The following is an 18533-nucleotide window of genomic DNA, read 5'->3' as shown; positions in this document are numbered from 1 at the left end:
GCGTGGAAGTTCATGCGGCGAGATCGGGATGTTGGTTTTGGAGACAGTGGTTCGTATCCGGCGTGAGTATGCCGGCGGGAAGGCGATCAAGGCGATCGCGCGTGATCTGCATGTGTCGCGGAAGGTAATCCGCAAGGCGATCCGGGCGCCGGAAGGCGCATTTGATTATCGACGCAAGGTTCAGCCGCTGCCGCGGATCGGTCCGTTTCAGGATCGGCTGGATGTGCTGCTGGAAGAGAACGAGGTACGGGGCCGACGTGACCGGCTTCGGATGACCCGTATCCACGACCTTCTGGTGCGTGAGGGTTTCGAGGGCTCTTACGATGCCGTGCGCCGCTATGCGGCGCGGTGGAAGATCGAGCGGCGCAGGGATGTCGGCGACGGGACGACGGCCTTCATTCCGATGCTGTTCCAGCCCGGCGAGGCCTACCAGTTCGATTGGAGCCACGAGGATGTCGAGATCGCCGGCAAGCCGATGCGGGTAAAGGTCGCGCACATGAGGCTGTGCGCATCGCGGGCTGTGTATGTCCGGGCCTATCCACGCGAGACCCAGGAGATGCTGTTCGACGCGCATGCGCGCGGCTTTGCCTTCTTCGGCGGCGTGCCCCGGCGCGGCATCTACGATAATATGAAGACGGCGGTGACGAGCGTGTTCACCGGCAAGGACCGGGTGTTCAACCGGCGGTTCCTGATCATGGCCGACCATTATATGGTCGAGCCCACGGCCTGCTCGCCGGCGGCGGGATGGGAGAAGGGTCAGGTCGAGAACCAGGTGCAGACGATCCGGGGACGCTTCTTCCAGCCCCGTCTGCGGTTCGCCAGCCTCGAGGAGCTCAATGGCTGGCTGGAAGCTGAGTGCCGACGCTGGGCCGAACGGCAGGCCCATCCTGAGCAGGGCGACCAGACCGTGGCGCAGATGCTGGAGATGGAACGTCCTGCATTACAGTCGATGCTGGGGCCGTTCGACGGCTTCAACGAGAGCGAGCACGGCGTGTCGGGCACCTGCCTGATCAGCTACGATCGCAACCGTTACTCGGTCCTCTCGACGGTGGCGCGGCGCACGGTGCAGGTTCGGGCCTATGCCGACCGCATTGTCGTGCGATGCGGCGATGAGGTCGTCGCTGAGCATCCCCGCTTCTTCGGGCGGAACCGCACCATCTATGATCCCTGGCACTATCTGCCGGTGCTGGCCCGCAAGCCCGGCGCTTTACGCAACGGCGCACCCTTCCAGGACTGGGAACTGCCGCCGGCGCTCGCCCGGTTGCGACGCAAGCTGGGCAACGGCGATGATGCCGATCGGCGGTTCGTGCGCGTGCTGGCGGCCGTGCTGACCGATGGCCTGGAACTCGTCGAAGCCGCCGTGCGGGAGGCACTGGCAACCGGCACGGCGAGCGACGACTTGATCCTCAATATCCTGGCACGGCGCCGCGAACCGCCGCGACCGCTGACGATCGTCACGTCGGAGGACAATGCCCTGCGGCATCCGCCGATCGCCGACTGTTCCCGTTACGACCAACTGAGGAACTTCCATGCAGCGGCATGACATGATCGACGCGATGCGCGGGCTCGGACTCAAGGGGATGGCCGGCGCGTTCGATGAGGCCGTCACCACAGGGCTTCAGCGCCAGCGCACGACGATGGAGATACTGACCGATCTGCTGCGTGCGGAGGCAACGCACCGCCACGCCGCCTCGATCCGATACCGGATGGCGGCCGCCAAGCTACCGGTGGTGAAGGACATTGATGCCTTCCACTTCGAGGGGACGCCGATCAACGAGGGGCTGGTCCGTTCGCTGCACGGCGGGGCGTTCCTGCCCGCACGGCGCAATGTCGTCCTGGTCGGTGGCACCGGCACCGGCAAAACCCATCTGGCCATCGCCATCACCGCCAATGTCGTCCGCGCTGGAGCGCGGGGGCGTTACTTCAACACCGTGGATCTGGTGACCCGCCTCGAAGAGGAAGCCCGGATCGGAAAAAGCGGCGCGCTTGCCGCCCAGCTCTCTCGCCTCGACCTCGTCGTGCTCGATGAGCTTGGCTATCTTCCCTTCGCCCGTTCAGGCGGGCAGTTGCTGTTCCATCTGGTCAGCAAACTTTACGAGCAAACCAGCGTCATCATCACGACCAACCTGGCGTTCGGGGAATGGCCGACGGTGTTCGGCGACCCCAAGATGACCACCGCTCTCCTCGATCGCGTCACCCACCATTGCGACATCATCGAGACCGGCAATGACAGCTGGCGCTTCAAGAACCGAAACTGATCCCCCGCCGCACGCCGGGATTAAGATGCTTTGCGCTGCGCGCGCCTCCGGTCGGGCTCCGCCCTCCCTACGCCGCGCGCAGCGCAAGGCGCGTTCCTCGACCGTCGTGGCATCCTTGAAAGGGGGTCCCTTTTGCGCGCCGATCGGGGGTCCCGTTTGCACGCCGATTGACAGCTACGACGACGCCGACCCGCGCTATCAGCGGCTGAACGCGATCTGCAATGCCTTCCTTGGCCCGCTGCTGGCCGACGAACAGGCTTGCCGCGATGGCCGCACCTTGGCCGCTGGCGTCCTCGATAGCGTGGATCGCGTGATCGACGCGGTGTCCGCCAAGCCGGCGATTTTCAACCTGAACGATGAAGCTGACCGGGCCGAATACGACCGGCTGCGCTGGGAAATTCTTGCCGACCCGCAAGCCAACCGCCCCGCGTCGATCGCCGCCTGATCGCCCAGCAGAAGGAGATTTGAGATGGATAATCCACATCAGGCTTTGAGCGATGTTGTTGAAGCGGCCCGCCGTGACATGGCGCGGACCCAAACTGATTTTCTCGGACGCATGGCGCAATGCCTTTGCGAATATCAGGAAATTTTTGACGAGCATCCTGATGGCGATCTAGGCAGTGATGCCCGCAAGGATGCCGACGATGCAATCCTTTCGTTGGCCGGATTGGCGCTGGCCCAGCTGTTGATGCTGCGTGGCTTTAATGGCCATGATGTAGTCTGCCTGGCCGTCCCGACCGACCTCGAACCCATCGATACCAGCGTGGGAGTGGCGCAATGAACGCCATCGCCCAAGTTCACGCCGCCTGCGAAAACGCATCGGCCATGAACCTCATGCTGGCCCTGCGCACCGTGTCGGAGGCCGAACGCGCGCTCAGGGAGCATCGCAGCGGCTTTGAGGAACGTCAGCGGCTGGAGCGCAGCTGGAAGGCGTCCGTCCAAAATGCGCGCATCGCCCTCAATGCCGCTCAGGTCGATCCTGAGATGCTGTGGAGGGCGCTGCTGTGAGCAATCAGATTACGCCATGCCCGTTTTGCGGACACGACGCTGCAATAGGGTCAGTGCGCTATAACCCGCCGCTTGACCGCGAGTATACCTGTTGGGCGGACGGTTCAGCCGTCAGTGTCGCCTACAGCGTGAACTGCATAAGCTGCGGGGCAACCAACCGCTCGACGGTAGTGGGTGGATACCAGACGGAGGCGGAAGCCATCCGGCATTGGAACCGCCGCCAGCCTGACCCTGAGATGATCGACGCGCTGCGGGAAGTGTCGGATGAGGCTGGTGAAGCTGGCCATGATGGCTGGCACTCCGATCCCCTGCATTCCGAAACTGTCGCCAAAGTCCGCGCCCTCCTCTCCAAGCTGGAGGCTCCCCATGGCTGACCGCATCCCTGATCGCGCCGCCTACGAAGGCGCTGGAGGCTGGAAAGATGGCCGGTTCGGTCAAGCCTACGACCTGATTGCCGAGGCTCTGAAAGCGCGAGGCGTCGAAATTCGTCGGCACCCGATCCTGACCCTGATTGAGCAAGAGGACGACAATTTCGATCCGGATGCAGAGCCGGAATGCCCGGCATCGCATGATGGTCGCCACCACGTCGACACCTCGATGGAAAGCGGCCCGAACAATTGCTTCCACTGCGAAAGGTCAATGAAATGACCCATTACCTCAACGGCTTCGTGCCCGATGTCGAATGCACGACCTGCAATGGTCACGGCGAAGTGTGCGGCGTCAATCCCAACCGCCGCTCGCGCTTTGTCGGGATGGACGATCTTTCGCCTGACGACTTCACGGTCGATTGCCCCGACTGCGCAGGCCACGGCTGGCGCCCGATGACGCAGGACGAGATTGACGACGCTGCGGCGGACGCATTCTCCGACATGTGTGAAGGCGAACCACCCGTCACGATGGCAGAGCAATATCAGCGCGCCGCCGAAGAAAAGCGGAGGCTCTCATGACCCGCATCCTCTCCGCGCTCCGCTGCTCTGGTTCGCATATCCGACTGTCTACAGGGGAGGCTATCGCAACGGCGGTGATCGTTTTTGCGATGGCTTGGGTGTGCGTGTTGTGAGGGAACGCCTCGACTACAGCGCTCGCCGCGACGCGAAGGCCGATGGCTTCGATCCTGATCGCCCGATCGCCGGCTTCTACCGGATGCGTCTTCGCTCTGGCGCTGCCTATTGCGGCATTCGCATCTGGCACGGCGCGCCGATGGACCCGGTAACGGGCGAGGAACTTGATCGGTCACACCGCTGGCAGGCGCAGGCGAATGGCGCAGCGATCGAGCTTGAACGGGTCTGGCCCAAGTGTGCAGCCGCCCCGATCGACGCCGACGAATACCGCCATCTTTGCGCAGTCCAGGATTGGGCGCGCGATCATGCGCCGACAAGCCCGCTGGCGAACCCGCATCGCCGGGCCGACCCGCTTTCATCCCCGATTTTATTCTGAAGGAGCCGACATGACGACGATTGCCGCGCCTCGGCGCACCGACACCGAAAACCCCCGCGCCGTCATTGGCGGCAACCGTCCGCCCATGGACGTGGAGGCAAAGCACGCTTTCGATGAAGCGCTAGAGGCCGCCAAGCCGGGGCTGCGCGACCGTATCGACCAGCTTCTTGCCGCCGCCGATCGCGCGACTGCGACCGACGAAGAAAGCGCCGGCCGCTGTGGTGAGCTGGTCAAGCAGATCCGCGCCGCTTCCAAGGTGGTCGATGACGCGCATACCACGACGAAGGCACCGTATCTGGCGGCCGGTCGCGCTGTCGATGCGGCGAAGAACGAACTGCGCGGCCCGCTCGATACCGCCAAGAGCAAGGTCGAAGCCAAGCAGACGCAATTCCTGCGCGAACAGGAGGCAATCCGCCAGGCTGAGTTGCGCCGCCAGCGCGAGGCAGAGGAAGCCGCATGGCGCGCCGAACAGGAGCGGCTTGCTGCCGAGCGCGCCGCCAGCGAACCGGAAGCGCCAGTCGAAGCTGCGCCACCTCCACCCCCGCCGCCTGCGCCCGAACCGGAACGTCAGATCATTCGCGGCGACTATGGTGCGGCGGTGAGCGGCACGCGCGTCTGGCTGTCGCAGGTCGAAGATTATGAACTCGCCTTCATGGCCGTCGCCAACAACAGCAAGGTTCGTGATGCGATCGACACCGCCATCAAGAACATGGTTCGCGGCGGCGTCCATGAAATCCCCGGCGTCCGCATCTGGTCGGACGTGAAGGCGAGCAACCGCTGATGTTCAAGCCGCGCCCATATGATCCTGACCGAGCAAGCAAGCAAACGCCTGCCCAGCAAGCAGCGACCATCCGCAACTTCAACATCTTCAAACTGCACGGCCTACACGCGCAGATGGGGATGCTGACGGGACCGCGCAGGGAATTGGCCAGAATGCTGGTCGATCAGGAATTGCAGGCGATGGGTGCGGCTACTGTCGAGCAAAGCCAGGAAATGCAGCGAGAAAAACGCGCAGCGAAGCGTCGCCGCCAACTCGATCAACAAATCTGCCCTGACTGCAAAAGCAAATTTCTCGAATGCGACTGCATTCCTTTCTGAGGAGCATCCCCCATGAACGCCGTTTCCCATCGCCCCGCTCGCGCCGCCGCAATTGCCCGGCAGGACGAGCAGATCAATCAAAATGTCGCCAATATCGAAGCGCAGAAGCGCCGGCCGCCGAGCGCGCTGGCCCTCATGGCTAGCCGCCTTGGCGTCTCCGAAGCGAACCTGTCGAACACGCTGAAATCCACCGTGTTCAAGAATTGCTCCGACGCCGAGTTCGTCGCGCTGGTCATCGTCGCCAACGAATACAAGCTGAACCCCCTGACCAAGGAAATCTACGCCTTTTCGGCGAAGGGCGGCGGCATCGTTCCGCTGGTCTCGATCGATGGCTGGGTGAAGATCATGAACGATCACCCGCAGTTCGACGGCATCGAGTTCAACGACCTGCCGGACGCAGAGGGCAAGCTGTATGGCATCGAAGCAGTGATCTATCGCAAGGATCGCAGCCGGCCCATCCGCGTCACCGAATATCTGGACGAGTGCAAGCGCAACACCGACCCGTGGAACAAGACGCCCTGCCGGATGCTGCGCCACCGTGCGCTGATCCAGGGCGCGCGCTACGCATTCGGATTTTCCGGCATCTACGCTGATGACGAAACCGAGGTCATCCAAAATGCCCCCATGGTGGATGCACGCAATGTCACGCCGCCGCCGACCCGGCAGCAGACGGCGCAGATCGCGCATGATCCTGCGACTGCCGAAATCGCCGACGACGAAGAAACCGCGCGCGCGCTCGATGCGCAGACCAGTGGCTGGCAGGAAGGTCCCGCCGACGCCGACCGTGGCGAACGCCTGACGCTCGACCAGGCCATGGCGGAAATCGACCGCTGCGAGACGGTGATCGACATCAACGCCAAGCTGGAAGCCGCGCTGCCCGATCTGACCGACGAAGAATATGATGAACTGCGCGACCATGCCGGCGTCCGCAAGACCGAGCTGGGCGCGAAGTAATGCCCACCGAAGCCCCATTCCCCCGCCAGCGCCGCGCCCGTCGCAAGCAGACCTATCGCCGCCGCGCGATCATCCTCGCGATGCTCCGGGGCGGCAAGTGGGTCCACGGCGCGAAACTGCGCGAGGCAGCGTGCATCGGGCACAAGTCGGCGCTCGACCTGGTGATGCATGGCCTGCGTGAAGATGGCTACGTGATCGAAGGCAAGGGCGGCGGCCACCGCGCGCTCGGCTTCCGGCTGATTTCGGAGCCTTATCCCGATGAAATCGCAGCATAAGGAGACAGCAGATGTTCGTAACGAAGAAGCGGTTCGACCAGATGATGGCGTCGGGGAATGACCTGATCGCCCAGCGCGAGAAACAGGCCGCGCGCGATGCCGAGACGATCGGACGATTGCAGCGGGAAAATACGCAGTTGCTGGCCCAACTCGCCAACTGGCGCGCCAACGGCCAGCTTCGCGACCCCAAGACGGGGCGGCTGATCCCGAAGGCGAAGCAGGGCGGGGAGGCGGTGTCGTGAGGCGGCATGCTGTGATGTCCCTCGTTGGCTTGGCTTGCGCCTCGATGGGCATGTCGGTTGTTCCTGAGGGTGAAAACCTCACACCGCGTGATCCCGAACCCAAGCCAGAGCCGAAGCAGCACGCGCACGCTCGCGAAATAGCTCGTCGCCGCAAACAGCAGGAGCGAGCGGCTGAGAAAGCGCGCGCTAAATCCGCCCAGTCTTAACCCGCCGCCAGAGCGCACATTCCCTCGCCATTCTGGCTTTATTTGGTGAGGGGAAAGGGATTGATAGGATGGCCGACAAAATTGGCATCACCATGTCTAACGGCAACGATCTGAAGTTGGCGGATGTCATGGACATTTGCTCCCGCTTTGATCGCGCCCTTGCGGAAGATGGCGAAGCTTCCGCTGATCCTGAGCGCCAATCGACGGCGCTAACAGCATCCGCGATTTATGCGGGCATCATATTCGCAAGGATGATGTTCTTTGACCTGGCGCGCCAAGGCGACACCGCTCGCGCAGCCAAACTTGTCGGCATAAACTTTCGCAATGGGATCAAGATTGGCCTGATGCATGCCAATCGCTGCGCAGCTGAGCAAGGCTATGGAGGCAACGCATGACCCCGCGCCCCGACCGCGAGCGCGAGCAACTGCGCGCCAAGACGCTGGCCCTGATGACCAACCCGCCGCGTCCGCATGTCGAGCGCCCGAAAGGCCATCGGGAGTGGTTCAGCCCTGTTGTGGGGAGGCGGTGATGGATAGCGCTATGCTGCTCCTTGTCGTCCCGTTTGGCTGCTGGTTCTGGAGGGATGAGATCGTCAGCCTCGTGGCCGACTGCATTTCCGAAGGCATCAAGAAGTCGCGGAAATGACCCAGCGCACCACTTGGTTCCGCAGTTGCATGGAGTGCGAGTCCACCGCGCCGAACCGCTCCGGCATCTGCCCGTCGTGCGAAGTCCAGCACGGCTATCGCGATCGGCTCGTGGATGACGTCCAGCCCGACCAGCGCCCGCCATTGCCCCTCAGATTATTGGAGAACCCCCATGCAGAATGACAAGCTGGTTGAGGCGCTGGAGCCGTGTCCGTTTTGCGGAAGTCCCGCGAAACTCATAAGCCGCCCGGAATATTGGATCGAATGCACCAAGCGGGGCGTCTGCATTGCAAACGGCGCGTTGCAGCCCGGTGGCTGCACATCGAAAGACGATGCCATAAAGCTATGGAACCGCCGCGCCACCCTCTCGCGATCCGATGACGGGGCGGGGGAGGCGGTGGCTTGGTTGTATGAGCGGGGCGATCAATACAAAATTAGCAGAGAACGAAGCGAAGACATGGCGGTAACTTGGGTTGAGCATCCCCTCTACGCCCACCCGCCCGCTGCTGTTGCTGGTGAGGGGGATCACAAGGCCGAAATCCTTAAAAAGCGCTTTCCCTACATCGATCAGCAAGAAGTCAACCGACCCGTAACGGTGCATTGGTTCGATGTTCTTCGTGCCGTTGAAAGCGCCCTCTCCCAACCCGCCGCCGATGCAGCCCACCCGCCCGCCGATGCTGCGGCTGTTGCGGGGGAGGGCTTCTATTACGTTATTGACATGCCGCTCAATGCCGAGGGTCTTGGGCCGGCAACCATCGGCAAAGATGCTGTCAAAATGACATATCAGGTGTGGGATCAATACTGTGACACCCACGGCGAATTTGATTTGCTATCGAATGCAATCCGCCATGCCCAGCAATTGAACACCCTATCCCACCCTGCGCCCGCCGAGCCGGTTGGGCTGCGGGAGGAAATAGCCGACATCATCGCGGATAATGTTTCTGGGCCGGGAAGGCTCTATGATGGGATCGTAGACGATCATCGCAAGGATCAGTTGGCCGCTGCCGACAAGATCATCGCCGCCCTCACCCGCACGGATGAGGCCAGCACGGATGGAGGGGCGGTCGTGAGCAACCATATCGGACCCAGGCCGGACGAATATCATAGGCGCGAATTACCCGGCGATGCATGGGTGAAGTGCCAAGGCTGTCCGGCATTCCGCGTCCATGATTGGCACTATTTTTATTGCCGCCACCTTGGCGACCAGACCAAGCCAGATGCCTGGAGTGAAGGCTGGAAGCGCCTCGCAACCCCAATCTATAAGCGCGCCGACTTAGCACCCTGCGGTCTGCCAGAACAGGAGCCATCCCAATGACCCAGCCAGTGGACATAGAGGCGCTGCGGGCGCTGATGGAGCGGGCGACGGCAGGGCCGTGGGCGTATCGCCCGCAAGAGCATGATGATTGGGGTTTCATCCGCACAATGATCGCCACAGAGGATGGATGGCATCCGGTTGTCGCCAGGGCAAATGATGTATCTGTCCATGAAGATCATGACGCTCACCGCGCTGCAAAGACAGACCCTGCGGAGGGCAATGCGAGGCTCATCGTCGCCGCCGTCAACGCGCTCCCCTCCCTCCTTCCTAACCGAACTGGAGGCTCTACGGGCAGAGCGGGGGCGGATGATGGAGGGATTGCAAGATGCGCGGGCCGGATTTGAGGCGTCGCAGGTGCTCATTTCGGCGCTGTCTAATGGCCACCCCTCGGTAATGATTGAGACATTCATAGAGCGCATCGACGCCGCCCTCAAGGAGCCATCCCAATGAAGATCATCATGCACTGTGAGCCAAATGAGGCGGCCGAGCTGGCAGCGCTTATTGTTCGCGAGATACCCACGTTCGAGCGCAGCTGCCGGGGCATAGGATGGGGCTGGCACTATTTGGTCGGCGGAAGAACCTTCTTCCTGCGCCAGATCAAGAACGGCATTTCGGCAAGCCCCTGCCGTCCGGAGGAGCCATCCCAATGACCACGACACCCAGCGCGCGGGCGAGGGAGGCGGCGGCCGAATATATCGCCCTCATGCAGTATCCCGGATCACCCTATGCTGGCCAAAAGGCGCATATCGGAATGCATGTGGTCCAAGCCTTCGCCCGCTTCGAAGCCGAGATACGCGCGGATGAGCAGAGGGGTCGCACCGAAGCAACCCGCGCCCTGACGGCAGAGGTGGAGGCGTTGGTCACAGCGCTACGCCGAGCGCGTCGGATCATCGATGACATCGACGGATATATGAAGCGCCCGGGGCGGGGCGATTGGGGCGAAGAGTGCGCCTGCTGCATGGGAGAGTTGCTGGACGATGACCGGGCAACGCTCATCACGATAGATGCCACACTCACTAAGTATCCTGAAGCCCTCCAGCACAAGGAACCCAAGCCATGAATTGGCCAATGCTGATCATCGGCATCCTTATCGGCCTATGCTTCGGACTCGAATTGGCAAGGCGGGCCTATCGGGACACTGCTGGTCATCTGGATCGATCATCGCAGTTGCTGGCAGAGCAGCGCCGCGTTCTTGCCGAACATTTCGCCATGATCCGCAAGGCGAAGGAGGGGTGATGGGACGCCAGGTTCGCATCCGTCAGCACGAAGTCGACCAGATCGCCCGTCTGATCGACAGCGCCGGCATCCAAAAGGGCAGGGTGATTTTCGACCTCGCTAACAGCCGGATTGAGCTTGTGCTAGGCGACGATGAGAAAAGCACGATCAACCCATGGGATGAAAATGACGCGGCGTAGCTGGCTCCCTGACGGCGTTACCGAATATAAGGACCGGCATGGGAAGCCTCGCTATCGGTTTCGCAAGGCGGGCTATGAGCCGCACCATTTCAAAAGTCAGCCAGGCACTGAGGACTTCCGCGCCGAATATGCGGCCGCGCTGGAAGCGAAGACGGTCAAGTCGATCATCACCGCCAAGCCCATCATCAAGGGGTCGATCGATGATCTTTGCATCCGCTATTACCAGTCGCCGGGATGGAAGAAGATGGCGGCGAACAGCCAAGCCACCTATCGCGGCATCATAGAGCGGTTCCGCGACCGCAGGAAGGCGTCGGGCAAGCGCTACGGGGACCTGCCGGCCGCGTCGATGACCACCGCGCATATAGACGATCTGCTGGGCAGCATGAGCGAAACCCCGGCAGCAGCGAACAATCTCCGGAAGGTTCTCAAGCGGCTGTTTCGCATCGCCGTCAAGGCCGGGATAAGGCAGGACAACCCCGTTGCGGAGACGGACACCTACAAGCCCGGCAAAGGCTTCCATACGTGGACCGAGGACGAGATAGCGCAGTATCGCGCGCGCTGGCCCGTTGGAACGATGGCCCGCGCCGCTCTTGAAATTGCGCTCAACACTGCCGCCCGCCGTTGCAATGTCGCCACCCTGCGCCGCGATCAGCTTATAGACGGCAAGTTTCATATCGCGCACGCCAAGGGCAACAATCCCGCGATCATCGAATGCCTGAGCGAAACGAGGGAAGCGATCGAGGCGCTGCCTGTCGCGGGGATGGAATATTTCCTGCTGACCAGCTTCGGCAAGCCCTATTCCGTCGCGGGCTTTGGCAACAAGGTGCGCGAATGGTGCGACAAGGCAGGGCTTCCTCATTGCTCGCTCCATGGCCTGCGTAAGGCCATGAGCCGCCGCCTGGCAGAGTCCGGCGCGACCGATGCAGAGGGCAGGGCGATCACCGGACATAAGAAGAACGCCACGTTCATCTATTACGCCGCAATGGCGAACAGCGAAATATTGTCATCGTCGGCCTTGGCGAACCTGAAAAACCGAGGGCTGGCGAACCGCGACGAAGGAGGCGAAAATGCCTAGAGAAACTGCCGTTTCTGGCTTGACAGGTGGCGGACAGGGTGGGATTCGAACCCACGGTGGGCGTGAACCCACGGCGGTTTTCAAGACCGCTGCCTTAAACCACTCGGCCACCTGTCCCTGGCCCGCTTCCTAGCGTCGATTGCGCGGTTGCCAAGCGCAAAATCGACCGGCTCGGTTCATCGTCTTCTTGGCGCAGCGGCTTCGATAGGGGGTTTCATGGCCGCCATGGCCTATGCAACAACAGGGTCATGGGAGATTCTTTGCGCTCAATTCTGTCGGCATTTTGGGTCACGACCGCGACGGCTTTCGTGGGCGCGGCGACGCCCGCGCCGGCGATCGCGCAGACCAGCGGCGATTTTCAATCCTATCTGGAAAGCCTGCGGCCCAAGGCGCGGGCGATGGGCATCAGCGACGCGACGCTGAACGCCGTGCTGCCGGAACTGACGCCCAATCCCCGCGTCATCGAATTGGACCAGAACCAGCCGGGCGGCGGCGCTTATGCGCCGATTCCCAATTTCGAGCCCTATCGCGTCAAGCATGTCGATGCCGCGCGGATCAGCCGCGGCCGGATCGCTTATCAGGCAAATCGCGCGCGGCTGGCTCGGATCGAGGCGGAAACGGGCGTTCCCGAGGAGATCATGGTCGCGATCTTCGGCCATGAAACCAACTATGGGTCCTACACTGGCGATTTCGACCTGATCCGGTCGCTGGCGACGCTGGCCTGGGAAGGGCGCAGACGCAGCCTGTTCGAACCCGAATTGCTCGCCACGCTCAAGATGCTGGACAATGGCGTGCCGCGCAGCCGGCTGGTGGGCAGCTGGGCCGGCGCCACGGGCTATCCGCAATTCCTGCCGAGCGTCTATCTGCGCCTGGCCAAGGATGGCGATGGCGACGGCAAGGCCGACATATGGACCAGCGAGGCCGATGCGCTGGCGTCGATCGCCAATTATTTCGTGCATTCCGGCTGGCGGCGCGGCGAGCCCTGGGGCGTCGCGGTGTCGGTGCCCTCTGGACTGAACCGCGCGTCGCTGTCCGCCCGCACCAACCCGCCCCGCTGCCCGCGCGTGTTCAACCGGCATAGCCGCTGGATGACGATGGCGGAATGGCGCCGGCTTGGGCTGGTGCCCGAAAGCGGGCGCTGGCCGGCCGACAGCATGATGGCGACGTTGCTGGAGCCCGATGGGCCAGGCAAGACCGCTTACCTGCTGACCAGCAATTATCGCGCGATTCTCGATTATAACTGCTCGAACTTCTACGCCTTGTCGGTGGGATTGCTGGCGGATGCGGTCAGGCAATAAGGCGGTCTTCGCCGCGCTGGCGGCGACGTTCGGCACAGGCATGACGCTTGCCCAAGGCCCCGCCGCCATGGTGGAGGACCGCCCGGTGCTGCTGGGAGAGCCCTATAGCGTCGCGGGCGTGACATATCGCCCCGCCGATCCAGCATCTTATGATGAACTGGGCTATGCCGAGCCGATAGACGCTGGCAGCAGAGGCGCCACGACCGCCTATGGAGAGACCTTCGTGGCGAGCGCGATCACTGCCGCGCACAAGAGCCTGCCGCTGCCCAGCTATGTCGAAGTGACGGCGCTCGACAGCGGACGCACGATCCTGGTGCGGATCAATGACCGCGGGCCGATGCGCAATGATCGGATCATCGGTCTGTCGCCCGGTGCGATGGCGCAGTTGGGGCTCGCAGGCGGCCCTGCGCCCGTGCGCGTCCGGCGCGTCAATCCGCCCGATCAGGATCAGGTGGCGCTGCGCCGTCATGAACGCGCCGCCGAGCGGCTGGAAAGCCCACCGGCCCTGCTGAAGGTGCTGCGCGAGAGAATGCCCAGGAAAGCTGCATCACCAGCCACGACGCCGACGGTCGCTTCGACGCCCACCCCCGCGCCGCTCGTGCGGGCAGGCGCGTCATTCGACACGCCAGCAAAACCCACCGCGCCGCGCGGCAAAACTCCTACGCCCCCGGCTACGCCCGCCATGACGAAAGGCGGCTATGTCGTGCAGGTCGGCGCTTTCTCCTCGCGCGCGAACGCCGATGCCTTGGCCAAGCGGATCGGCGCGCAGGTGCATGGTGGCCAGGGACTGTGGCGCGTGCGCTTCGGGCCATATCCCACGCGGCAGGCGGCGCAGGCCGGCGTCCGCGCCGCAGCGGCGCAAGGTCTTGCGAACATGCCGATCATGGCTAATGACGAGCGATAGCCGACAAGCCCCGAAGCGAATCCATCCAGTCGAAGGCAGTTTCCGATGAAGAAAACCCTTGCAGTCCTCCTGGCCACCGGGCTGCTCGCCCAGCCGCTGATCGCCGCCGCGCCGCCCTACACCAGCGAAGCGCCGATCGCCTATATGAAGGATCTGTCCTCGGGCGCGGTGTTGTATGACAAGGGCGGGCAGACGCGCATTCCGCCTGCATCGATGGCGAAGATGATGACGGCGCATGTCGCCTTTCGCCTGATCCAGAAGGGCGACCTGAAGCTCGACACCAAATTCACCGTCCGCCCGGAAACCTGGCGGCAATGGCATGGGCCGCAGGCGGGATCGACCATGTTCCTGTCGGCGGGCGAACAGGTGTCGGTCGAAAATCTGCTGCACGGCATCGTCACTTTGTCGGGCAATGATGCCTGCGTCGTGCTGGCGGAAGGCATTGCCGGCACCGAGCAGGCGTTTGTCGCCCTGATGAACGAGGAGGGCAAGCGGCTCGGCCTCAAGAACAGCCATTTCGGCACGAGCAATGGCTGGCCCGATGAGGGCGTCACTTATGTGACGGCCGAGGATCTGGCGGCGCTGGCGCAGGCGACGATCGAGGAGACGCCCGACCTCTACAAGCGTTTCTACGCCACCAAGTCCTTCACCTGGGGGCAGACGATGGGCGGGTCGGCGATCGAGCAGGCCAATCGCAATCCCATTTTGGGCAAGATCAGCGGCGCCGATGGCCTCAAGACCGGCCATACCCAGGAAGCGGGCTATGGCTTCACCGGCTCGGCCGAGCAGGATGGTCGCCGTCTGGTGATGGTGGTCGCGGGGTTGGACAGCTTCAACGGCCGCATCTCCGAATCGGTGCGCTTCATGGACTGGGGCTTCAAGGCGTGGAAGGCGCAGCCGCTGTTCAAGAAGGGCCAGACCGTCGAGACCGCAGAAGTGCAATTGGGCAGCGCCACCAGCGTGCCCCTGGTCGCGCCGCAAAATCTGGCGGTGACGCTGCCGCGCACCGCGTCGGCGGACGTGCAGGTGAAGGTCGTCTATACCGGGCCGATCAAGGCGCCGATCGCCAAGGGCCAGCAGATCGCGCAGCTGATCGTCCAGACCCATGATACCGCGCCGCAGGTGATGCCACTGGTGGCGGGCGAGGATGTGGCCGAGGCCGGCATGTTCGGTCGGCTCTGGAACGGCCTGAAGTCGCTGTTCGGGTGACGCGCGGCCGGTTCATCACGCTGGAAGGCGGGGAGGGGGCAGGCAAGTCGACGCAGTTGCGCGCCCTGGCCCAGGCGCTGCGAAGCCGCGGCCTGGATGTCGTTGAAACGCGTGAGCCGGGCGGGAGCGAGGGCGCGGAAGCGATCCGCGCGCTGCTGCTGACCGGCGGCGCCGACCGCTGGAGCCCGCGCGCCGAAGCGCTGCTGTTCGCGGCGGCGCGCGCGGATCATGTCGAAAAGACGATCCGGCCGGCATTGCAGCGCGGCGCCTGGGTCCTGTCCGACCGCTTCCTCGATTCGAGCCGCGCCTATCAGGGGCAGGGGGCGCTCAGCGATGCCGACATCGTGGCGCTGCACCGTCTGGGCAGCGAGGGTTTCCTGCCTGACCGCACGCTGCTCCTGACGCTGCCCGACAATGAAGCGGCGCTGCGCGCGCGCAGGCGCGACGGCGACCAGAGCGATCGAATCGGCGGGCGCGACAGCGACTTTCACCGTGCGGTCGCCGACGCCTTTGCCCGCTTCGCGGCGGACGAACCCGATCGCGTGCGCGCCGTCGATGCATCGGGCGCGGCGGAGGATGTGACCGATCGGCTGATCGCCGCCCTGTCTGACCTGCTGCCATGACAATGCTGATCGGCCACGACACGCAGACGCGCGCGCTATTGCAGGCGGCGCGAAGCGGTCGGATGCACCATGCCTGGATCCTTGCTGGAACGAAGGGCATCGGGAAAGCGAGTGTCGCGCGCGCCGTAGCGCTGCGGCTGCTGGCAGAGGCGGCAGGTCCGCCGATCGAAACCGATGGGCTGGCCGTGCCGGAGAGCCATCCGATCCGTCGCCTGATCGAAGCGGCGGCGCATCCCGATTATGCCGAGCTGTCGCCGATCGAGAAGGATGGCGTCACCGCGCGCAATATCAGCGTCGATCAGGTGCGCGGGCTCCAGCGGCTGCTCCAGTCCGCCCCGTCGCTGTCCACCCGTCGCATCGTGGTGATCGACAGCGCCGACGATCTGGAGCGCGGGGCGGCCAATGCCCTGCTCAAGACGCTGGAAGAGCCGCCGGCCGACATGCTGTTCCTGCTGGTCAGCCATGCGCCGGGCCGGTTGCTGCCGACGATCCGGTCCCGCTGCCGCACCCTGGGCTTCGATGCGCTGGACGAAGCGGCGATGCGGCGGGTGCTGACCGATGTGCAGCCGGGCCTGCCGGATGCGGAGCTGGCGGCGCTGGTGCGCGCGGGCGAGGGGTCGCCGGGCCAGGCGCTGCGCTTTGCGGGCCTCAACCTGTCGGAGATCGAGCAGGCGCTGAGCGACCTGGCGGCGGGACCCGACGAGGGCAATGGCAAGCGGCTGGCGCTGGCCAAGGCGCTGGCGACCAAGTCCGCCAAGCCCCGCTACGAAGCCTTTCTGGAACGCGCGCCCGCCTTCATCGCGCAGGCGGCGCGCCACCGGCAGGGGGCGGCGCTGGGGCAGGCGCTCGACCATTGGGAGCAGGCGCGGCATCTGGCGGGCGGCGCGGTGATCCTGTCGCTGGACCCGGCCGCAGTGGTGTTCGAGCTGGCCGGCCATGTCGCGGCGCTGGCGCCGCAGCCCTGAAAAGCGGCTTTGCGCCAGCGCGAACAGCGGGTAGGGAAGCGCCATGTCGACGCCCTTCACCATCACCACCGCCATTTCCTACCCCAATGGCCGCCCGCATATCGGCCATGCCTATGAAGTGATCGCCACCGATGCGATTGCGCGGTTCCAGCGGATGATGGGCCGCGACGTCTTCTTTCAGACCGGCACCGACGAACATGGGCTGAAAATGGCGCAGACCGCGCGCGGCCGGGGGATCGAGCCGCGCGAGCTGGCGGACGAAATGGCCGGCTATTTCCAGGCGATGAACGACGGCCTGAATATCAGCCATGATCGTTTCATCCGCACCAGCGAGCCCGATCATCATCGCGCCAGCCAGGCGATATGGCAGGCGATGGCGGCCAATGGTGACCTGTATCTGGGCCGCTACGAAGGCTGGTATTCGGTGCGCGACGAAGCCTTTTACGATGAGAAGGAACTGGTCGAGGGGGAAGGGGGCGCGAAGCTCTCGCCCCAGGGCACGCCGGTGGAATGGACCGTCGAGGAAAGCTGGTTCTTCCGCCTGTCCGCCTATCAGGATCGGCTACTTGCGCTGTACGAAAGCCAGCCGGACTTCATCCAGCCTGACAGCCGCCGCAACGAGATCATGCGCTTCGTCGAAGGCGGCCTGTCCGACCTCAGCGTATCGCGGACCAGCTTCGACTGGGGCGTGAAGGTGCCCGGCGCCGACGGTCATGTCATGTATGTGTGGGTCGATGCGCTGACCAATTATCTGACCGGTTGCGGCTATCCCGACGATGCCGCCCGCATGGCGCGCTATTGGGCGGAAGGCGGCGATATCACGCACATCATCGGCAAGGATATCGTGCGTTTTCATGCGGTTTATTGGCCGGCCTTCCTGATGAGCGCGAAGCTGCCGCTGCCCAAGCGGATTTTCGGCCACGGCTTCCTGCTGAACCGCGGCGAGAAAATGTCCAAGTCGCTGGGCAATGTCGCCGATCCGATGGAGCTGGCCGACCGGTTCGGCGTCGATCAGCTGCGCTATTTCCTGCTGTCGGAAGTCACGTTCGGCAATGACGGCAGCTATAGCGCGGAGGCGATCGTCGCGCGATCGAACAGCGACCTCGCCAACAGCTTCGGCAACCTCGCCCAGCGAACGCTGAGCTTTATCGCCAAGAATCTGGAGGGCCGCCTGCCGGAACCCGCGGCGCAGGATGTCGACACGGCCCTGCTCGGCGCGGTGGCGGAGGCGTCCGGCAGCTTTCAGAGCGCGATGAACGAGCTGGCGCCGTCGGTCGCGATCGAGGCCTGGATGCGCGCCGTCTTCGCCTGCAACGCCTATATCGATGCGCAAGCGCCCTGGGCGCTGCGCAAGACCGATCCGGCGCGAATGGAAGCGGTGCTGGCGACGCTTTATGAGGCGATCGCAAGCCTGGCCGTCATGATCCAGCCCGTCATTCCGGCCAGCGCCACCGCCCTGCTTGACCAGATGGGGATTGGCAGCGACCAGCGCAGCTACGCCCTGGTCGGCAGCGACTTCTATGCGGCATTGCGCGCGTCCGGCTTTACGCTCAGCCCGCCCAGGCCGCTGTTCCCGCGGCTCGAAGTGGTGGAGGCGGAGGGCTGAA

At 63.9% G+C, this 18533-nt stretch carries 30 protein-coding genes, 1 tRNA gene and 1 pseudogene; 31 read left to right on the top strand and 1 reads right to left on the bottom strand.

Annotated features, from left to right (window positions below):
- Window positions 1-28: 28 nt before the first annotated feature.
- From istA to ACGGKE_RS03655, 25 genes and pseudogenes are all read left to right on the top strand, one after another.
- Window positions 29-1543 (top strand): IS21 family transposase, encoded by a 1515-nt coding sequence (gene istA, locus ACGGKE_RS03775; protein WP_394436753.1) that lies wholly within the window; start codon window positions 29-31, stop codon window positions 1541-1543.
- Entirely contained in the window at window positions 1530-2258 is a 729-nt protein-coding gene (gene istB / locus ACGGKE_RS03770; protein WP_037482228.1) for an IS21-like element helper ATPase IstB, read from the top strand. The genes istA and istB overlap by 14 nt, the downstream gene beginning before the upstream one ends.
- Window positions 2259-2283: 25 nt before the next feature.
- On the top strand, window positions 2284-2703 hold the full coding sequence (locus ACGGKE_RS03765) for a hypothetical protein (protein ID WP_394440160.1): 420 nt from the start codon (window positions 2284-2286) through the stop codon (window positions 2701-2703).
- A 24-nt stretch (window positions 2704-2727) separates the two neighbouring features.
- Entirely contained in the window at window positions 2728-3039 is a 312-nt protein-coding gene (locus ACGGKE_RS03760) for a hypothetical protein (RefSeq protein WP_394440158.1), read from the top strand.
- On the top strand, window positions 3036-3266 hold the full coding sequence (locus tag ACGGKE_RS03755; protein ID WP_394440156.1) for a hypothetical protein: 231 nt from the start codon (window positions 3036-3038) through the stop codon (window positions 3264-3266). The genes ACGGKE_RS03760 and ACGGKE_RS03755 overlap by 4 nt, the downstream gene beginning before the upstream one ends.
- Window positions 3248-3475: pseudogene (locus ACGGKE_RS03750) on the top strand (hypothetical protein); the annotation flags it as partial. The gene ACGGKE_RS03755 and the pseudogene ACGGKE_RS03750, both read left to right, overlap by 19 nt.
- Before the next feature lie 27 nt (window positions 3476-3502).
- A complete protein-coding gene (locus ACGGKE_RS03745) occupies window positions 3503-3640 on the top strand; it encodes a hypothetical protein (RefSeq protein WP_394442099.1) in 138 nt (45 codons plus the stop codon).
- Window positions 3633-3914 carry a hypothetical protein gene (locus tag ACGGKE_RS03740; protein WP_394440154.1) on the top strand — a complete coding sequence of 94 codons (282 nt, stop codon included), beginning with the start codon at window positions 3633-3635 and terminating at the stop codon, window positions 3912-3914. The genes ACGGKE_RS03745 and ACGGKE_RS03740 overlap by 8 nt, the downstream gene beginning before the upstream one ends.
- On the top strand, window positions 3911-4213 hold the full coding sequence (locus ACGGKE_RS03735) for a hypothetical protein (protein ID WP_394440152.1): 303 nt from the start codon (window positions 3911-3913) through the stop codon (window positions 4211-4213). Before ACGGKE_RS03740 ends, ACGGKE_RS03735 begins: the two co-directional genes overlap by 4 nt.
- 94 nt (window positions 4214-4307) lie before the next feature.
- Window positions 4308-4703, top strand: a complete 396-nt coding sequence (locus tag ACGGKE_RS03730; protein WP_394440150.1) for a hypothetical protein — start codon at window positions 4308-4310, stop codon at window positions 4701-4703.
- 10 nt (window positions 4704-4713) lie between these two features.
- Window positions 4714-5484 carry a hypothetical protein gene (locus tag ACGGKE_RS03725; RefSeq protein WP_394440148.1) on the top strand — a complete coding sequence of 257 codons (771 nt, stop codon included), beginning with the start codon at window positions 4714-4716 and terminating at the stop codon, window positions 5482-5484.
- Entirely contained in the window at window positions 5484-5801 is a 318-nt protein-coding gene (locus tag ACGGKE_RS03720) for a hypothetical protein (protein WP_394440146.1), read from the top strand. The genes ACGGKE_RS03725 and ACGGKE_RS03720 overlap by 1 nt, the downstream gene beginning before the upstream one ends.
- A gap of 12 nt (window positions 5802-5813) precedes the next feature.
- Window positions 5814-6755 carry a RecT family recombinase gene (locus ACGGKE_RS03715; RefSeq protein WP_394440144.1) on the top strand — a complete coding sequence of 314 codons (942 nt, stop codon included), beginning with the start codon at window positions 5814-5816 and terminating at the stop codon, window positions 6753-6755.
- Window positions 6755-7030, top strand: a complete 276-nt coding sequence (locus ACGGKE_RS03710) for a hypothetical protein (protein ID WP_394440142.1) — start codon at window positions 6755-6757, stop codon at window positions 7028-7030. Before ACGGKE_RS03715 ends, ACGGKE_RS03710 begins: the two co-directional genes overlap by 1 nt.
- 11 nt (window positions 7031-7041) lie before the next feature.
- Window positions 7042-7272: a hypothetical protein gene (locus ACGGKE_RS03705; protein ID WP_394440140.1), complete on the top strand. Its 231-nt coding sequence runs from the start codon at window positions 7042-7044 to the stop codon at window positions 7270-7272.
- A gap of 274 nt (window positions 7273-7546) precedes the next feature.
- Window positions 7547-7873 (top strand): hypothetical protein, encoded by a 327-nt coding sequence (locus ACGGKE_RS03700; RefSeq protein WP_394440138.1) that lies wholly within the window; start codon window positions 7547-7549, stop codon window positions 7871-7873.
- Window positions 7870-8007 carry a hypothetical protein gene (locus tag ACGGKE_RS03695; RefSeq protein ID WP_394440136.1) on the top strand — a complete coding sequence of 46 codons (138 nt, stop codon included), beginning with the start codon at window positions 7870-7872 and terminating at the stop codon, window positions 8005-8007. Before ACGGKE_RS03700 ends, ACGGKE_RS03695 begins: the two co-directional genes overlap by 4 nt.
- Before the next feature lie 112 nt (window positions 8008-8119).
- The gene (locus ACGGKE_RS03690) at window positions 8120-8305 is read left to right on the top strand and encodes a hypothetical protein (protein WP_394440134.1); all 186 of its coding nucleotides are present in this window, start codon (window positions 8120-8122) and stop codon (window positions 8303-8305) included.
- Window positions 8295-9437 (top strand): Lar family restriction alleviation protein, encoded by a 1143-nt coding sequence (locus ACGGKE_RS03685; RefSeq protein WP_394440132.1) that lies wholly within the window; start codon window positions 8295-8297, stop codon window positions 9435-9437. The genes ACGGKE_RS03690 and ACGGKE_RS03685 overlap by 11 nt, the downstream gene beginning before the upstream one ends.
- Window positions 9438-9605: 168 nt before the next feature.
- Window positions 9606-9887, top strand: a complete 282-nt coding sequence (locus ACGGKE_RS03680) for a hypothetical protein (protein WP_394440130.1) — start codon at window positions 9606-9608, stop codon at window positions 9885-9887.
- Window positions 9884-10087, top strand: a complete 204-nt coding sequence (locus ACGGKE_RS03675) for a hypothetical protein (protein WP_394440128.1) — start codon at window positions 9884-9886, stop codon at window positions 10085-10087. Before ACGGKE_RS03680 ends, ACGGKE_RS03675 begins: the two co-directional genes overlap by 4 nt.
- Entirely contained in the window at window positions 10084-10497 is a 414-nt protein-coding gene (locus ACGGKE_RS03670; protein WP_394440126.1) for a hypothetical protein, read from the top strand. Before ACGGKE_RS03675 ends, ACGGKE_RS03670 begins: the two co-directional genes overlap by 4 nt.
- Before the next feature lie 8 nt (window positions 10498-10505).
- Complete coding sequence (locus ACGGKE_RS03665; protein ID WP_394440124.1) at window positions 10506-10673, top strand: hypothetical protein; 168 nt, start codon at window positions 10506-10508, stop codon at window positions 10671-10673.
- Entirely contained in the window at window positions 10673-10852 is a 180-nt protein-coding gene (locus ACGGKE_RS03660; protein WP_394440122.1) for a hypothetical protein, read from the top strand. The genes ACGGKE_RS03665 and ACGGKE_RS03660 overlap by 1 nt, the downstream gene beginning before the upstream one ends.
- Window positions 10839-11927 (top strand): tyrosine-type recombinase/integrase, encoded by a 1089-nt coding sequence (locus ACGGKE_RS03655; protein WP_394440120.1) that lies wholly within the window; start codon window positions 10839-10841, stop codon window positions 11925-11927. Before ACGGKE_RS03660 ends, ACGGKE_RS03655 begins: the two co-directional genes overlap by 14 nt.
- Window positions 11928-11954: 27 nt before the next feature.
- Here the strand turns inward: ACGGKE_RS03655 and ACGGKE_RS03650 are convergent.
- Window positions 11955-12044, bottom strand: a tRNA-Ser gene (locus ACGGKE_RS03650).
- 131 nt (window positions 12045-12175) lie between these two features.
- On the opposite strand from ACGGKE_RS03650, the gene ACGGKE_RS03645 reads away from it, so the two are divergent.
- Genes ACGGKE_RS03645 through metG form a run of 6 tightly spaced genes read left to right on the top strand, consistent with a single transcriptional unit; the run spans window position 12176 to window position 18532 of the window.
- On the top strand, window positions 12176-13225 hold the full coding sequence (locus ACGGKE_RS03645; protein ID WP_394440118.1) for a lytic transglycosylase domain-containing protein: 1050 nt from the start codon (window positions 12176-12178) through the stop codon (window positions 13223-13225).
- On the top strand, window positions 13209-14129 hold the full coding sequence (locus ACGGKE_RS03640; protein WP_394440116.1) for an SPOR domain-containing protein: 921 nt from the start codon (window positions 13209-13211) through the stop codon (window positions 14127-14129). Before ACGGKE_RS03645 ends, ACGGKE_RS03640 begins: the two co-directional genes overlap by 17 nt.
- A 45-nt stretch (window positions 14130-14174) precedes the next feature.
- Window positions 14175-15338 (top strand): D-alanyl-D-alanine carboxypeptidase family protein, encoded by a 1164-nt coding sequence (locus ACGGKE_RS03635; protein ID WP_394440114.1) that lies wholly within the window; start codon window positions 14175-14177, stop codon window positions 15336-15338.
- Entirely contained in the window at window positions 15335-15961 is a 627-nt protein-coding gene (tmk, locus tag ACGGKE_RS03630; RefSeq protein WP_394440112.1) for a dTMP kinase, read from the top strand. Before ACGGKE_RS03635 ends, tmk begins: the two co-directional genes overlap by 4 nt.
- Window positions 15958-16926: an AAA family ATPase gene (locus ACGGKE_RS03625; RefSeq protein WP_394440110.1), complete on the top strand. Its 969-nt coding sequence runs from the start codon at window positions 15958-15960 to the stop codon at window positions 16924-16926. The genes tmk and ACGGKE_RS03625 overlap by 4 nt, the downstream gene beginning before the upstream one ends.
- Window positions 16927-16969: 43 nt before the next feature.
- Complete coding sequence (gene metG, locus ACGGKE_RS03620; protein ID WP_394440108.1) at window positions 16970-18532, top strand: methionine--tRNA ligase; 1563 nt, start codon at window positions 16970-16972, stop codon at window positions 18530-18532.
- The last annotated feature ends 1 nt before the right edge of the window (window position 18533 follow it).

Source organism: Sphingobium naphthae (assembly GCF_043589935.1).
Classification (GTDB): Bacteria; Pseudomonadota; Alphaproteobacteria; order Sphingomonadales; family Sphingomonadaceae; genus Sphingobium; species Sphingobium naphthae_A.
This window is presented reverse-complemented; position numbering and strand designations above follow the sequence as displayed.